The 2475-nt window shown below is 65.7% G+C and carries 4 protein-coding genes; 2 read left to right on the top strand and 2 right to left on the bottom strand.

What is annotated here, in order from left to right:
* Window positions 1-253 precede the first annotated feature (253 nt).
* Window positions 254-853: a TetR/AcrR family transcriptional regulator gene (locus ACWD68_RS41735; protein ID WP_451811693.1), complete on the top strand. Its 600-nt coding sequence runs from the start codon at window positions 254-256 to the stop codon at window positions 851-853.
* Window positions 854-924: 71 nt separating this feature from the next.
* Here the strand turns inward: ACWD68_RS41735 and ACWD68_RS41730 are convergent, their stop codons facing one another.
* On the bottom strand, window positions 925-1410 hold the full coding sequence (locus ACWD68_RS41730; protein ID WP_451811694.1) for a TadE family protein: 486 nt from the start codon (window positions 1408-1410) through the stop codon (window positions 925-927).
* Window positions 1411-1598: 188 nt separating this feature from the next.
* Here ACWD68_RS41730 and ACWD68_RS41725 point away from each other — a divergent pair, with 188 nt between their 5' ends.
* The gene (locus ACWD68_RS41725) at window positions 1599-1808 is read left to right on the top strand and encodes a hypothetical protein (RefSeq protein ID WP_451811692.1); all 210 of its coding nucleotides are present in this window, start codon (window positions 1599-1601) and stop codon (window positions 1806-1808) included.
* A gap of 100 nt (window positions 1809-1908) precedes the next feature.
* Here ACWD68_RS41725 and tnpA read toward each other — a convergent pair whose 3' ends face one another.
* The gene (tnpA, locus tag ACWD68_RS41720) at window positions 1909-2337 is read right to left on the bottom strand and encodes an IS200/IS605 family transposase (protein ID WP_451811691.1); all 429 of its coding nucleotides are present in this window, start codon (window positions 2335-2337) and stop codon (window positions 1909-1911) included.
* Window positions 2338-2475 lie beyond the last annotated feature (138 nt).

Below are 2475 nucleotides of genomic sequence, written 5' to 3'. Positions count from 1 at the left end.
ACGGAGCACTCCGGGCGGGCAGTCGGCGACGAAGCAGGAAACCCCACGGCGCAAGCCGTAGGAATCCCCCTCCTTCAGGAGGGGGAGGAAGTCAAGAGTGCACTCCTGTTCGGGGCAACGAGAAGGTGAGAAACGCTAGTGTCTATAACGTGTACCAGACTGTTTCTCACTTATGAGAGAGCCAATCCGGCCGCTGCTGCAGCCGAGCCTCACCGATCTTCCCCGCGGGCCGCATGGGCTCGCGCGGGAGCGTGTGACGGGTTCGCAGCGCCAGCGGCTGCTCTACGCGATGACGGTCGTGGTGGCTGAGAAGGGCTACATCACCGCGACGGTGGCCGATGTGACGGCACGGGCGGGCGTGTCCCGCAAGACGTTCTACGAGCTGTTCGCGGACAAAGAGGAGTGCTTCATTTCCGCTGCGGAGACGGGCCGCGAGCTGATGGTCAAGCGGCTTGAGGCGTCATTTGCCCGCTCGTCGGCGCAGTCGCTCTCCCGTGTGGCGACGCTTCGTGCCTCGATCCGTGCCTTTCTCGGGCTGATCGCCGAAGAGCCCGAATTCGCCAAAGCGTTCTTCCTGGAGACAGCGGCGGCCGGTGGCCGGGCGTGGGAGCACCAGGAGTCCTGCCGCTCCTGGTTCGCCGAGTCGATGCGCGCCTGGCACGCCAGGACTCCCGGTTACCGCCGTATCCCCCATGAGACCTACATGGCCGCGGCGGACGCTACACACGAAGCCGTGTGCCGCTGTCTGCGCCAGGGGCGCATCGGCGAGGTCCCCGCACTGGAGGACGCCGTGCTGCACATCTGTCTCGCCCTGCTGGGCGTGCCCAATTCGGCAGAGGACGCTGGAGGGTGAGCGGGAGGTGCGTGAGCGCCGGAGTCCGACCGCACTGCGGGTCGCCTTAGGATGCCCGCCGCTGTGAAGAGTCACGTGGGGTCGTGCCTGCCTGTCTGTTCTCTACGACGAGATTGCCGACCGTCCACGGCGAACAGCACCTTCACCAGGGCGATGCTGAACGGCCTGACCCACGAGCGGAGTTCCGCGCAACCTGCGGGCCCCAGGGCCAGATCACGAGCGCACCGCGTAGCGACGTGACCTCCCCAGCAGGCTGCTGGCACCCGCAAGTGCAGCGTGCGGGCCGAGGGGATGTCGGAGACCGGTGACCGTGCCGACGGACTCCATCTCGTCCCACAGCGTCCACGCCCGCGGGCGTGGAGTCGTTCGGGGTGGCGGGAGTCGTTCAGGACCGTGATCCCGTCCGCGGCGTCGACCTTTGCGCTGGAAGTGACGATCCGCCCTCCAGCGATGGCCAGGCACAAGAACATGATCAGGGACGGGAGGACGATGGCAGCCTCGATCGCGACACTGCCGTCGTCACCGCGGCGACTGCCAGGCCACCAGGCCACTCGCATACTGCTCACTCTCCCGGTACCTGACAGGCCAAGGTTGAACGTGGCCTGTCACTGCTGGTCAGGCTGTTGACCTGCAGGTCAGCGAAGTGGTCGATTCTTCAGCATTCGCGAACATCCCTCTGGATCCCGGACGGCTGCGGCGCACGCTGAAGGAATGAGCGCTGCCGGACAGCCGGGAGCATGAGTTCGTGCTGGCCCTGGCGGCCCGTGGCACCACGGACAAGTGGGTGGGCCAGCAACGCGCCTGGGTGAACGAACTGCTCACGTTCGCGCAGGGGCCGGTGCGGGCGGTGACGCCTGAGGACGTGGACGGCTGGCTCGCCGCCGCCCGGGCCCGCGGCGCTGGAACACAGGCCCGGGCGCAGATGGCCCACACCATCCACCGCTTCTACCTTTGATCTTGGCCAGTGCTCCGGCGTTTACGCCGGGGGTGAAGGCCATCTCAGAACTGCTCTGACCCGCACGTGAGCACGGGTCTGCAGTGTTCACCTCAGCCCGTCACGTGGGGCGCTTCTGGTTCTCGATGTACTGCTTTACGACGGTCAGGGGAGCCCCGCCGCAACTTCCGGCGAAGTACGAGCCGGACCAGAAGTGTCCGCCCCACAGGTACCGGCGGATGTGGCTGGCGTACTCCTTGCGCAGCAGCCGGGCCGAGACGCCCTTGAGGGAGTTGACCAGCTTGGAAAGCTGGACCTTCGGCGGGTAGTGCACGAGCAGATGGACGTGATCGGCCTCGCCGTTGAACTGCTTCAGCTCGGCTTCGAAGTCCGCGCAGACCTCTCGCATGATCTCTTCGCAGCGTGTCAGGATCGGGTCGGTCATGGCTCCGCGCCGGTACTTCGTGACAAAAACCAAGTGGACGTGAAGGTTGTGGACGACGTGGCGTCCGGTGCGCACATCGGGGTTTGGGTTCCAGCGTGGTGACATGAACCAAGTATGTATGGTGATCACTATGCAGCTCAGGTACGGGTTCCGCGTGCGACACGAGGTCGCACCGTTCAAGTGGATGGCCCGGTCTCAACTGGGCTTTTCCAGACCAGTGTTCTGAGGTCTGGCCCCACGCTC

The sequence above is a fragment of the Streptomyces sp. NPDC005141 genome, assembly GCF_053599975.1.
Note: the sequence above shows the minus strand (reverse complement) of the source record. Positions and strands in the feature narration are given on the sequence as shown.

Excerpts from the sequence above, each read along its gene's own strand:
- ACWD68_RS41730 (WP_451811694.1), bottom strand. The coding sequence starts at position 1,410 with ATGCGAGTGGCCTGGTGGCCTGGCAGTCGCCGCGGTGACGACGGCAGT.
- tnpA (WP_451811691.1), bottom strand. The coding sequence starts at position 2,337 with ATGTCACCACGCTGGAACCCAAACCCCGATGTGCGCACCGGACGCCAC.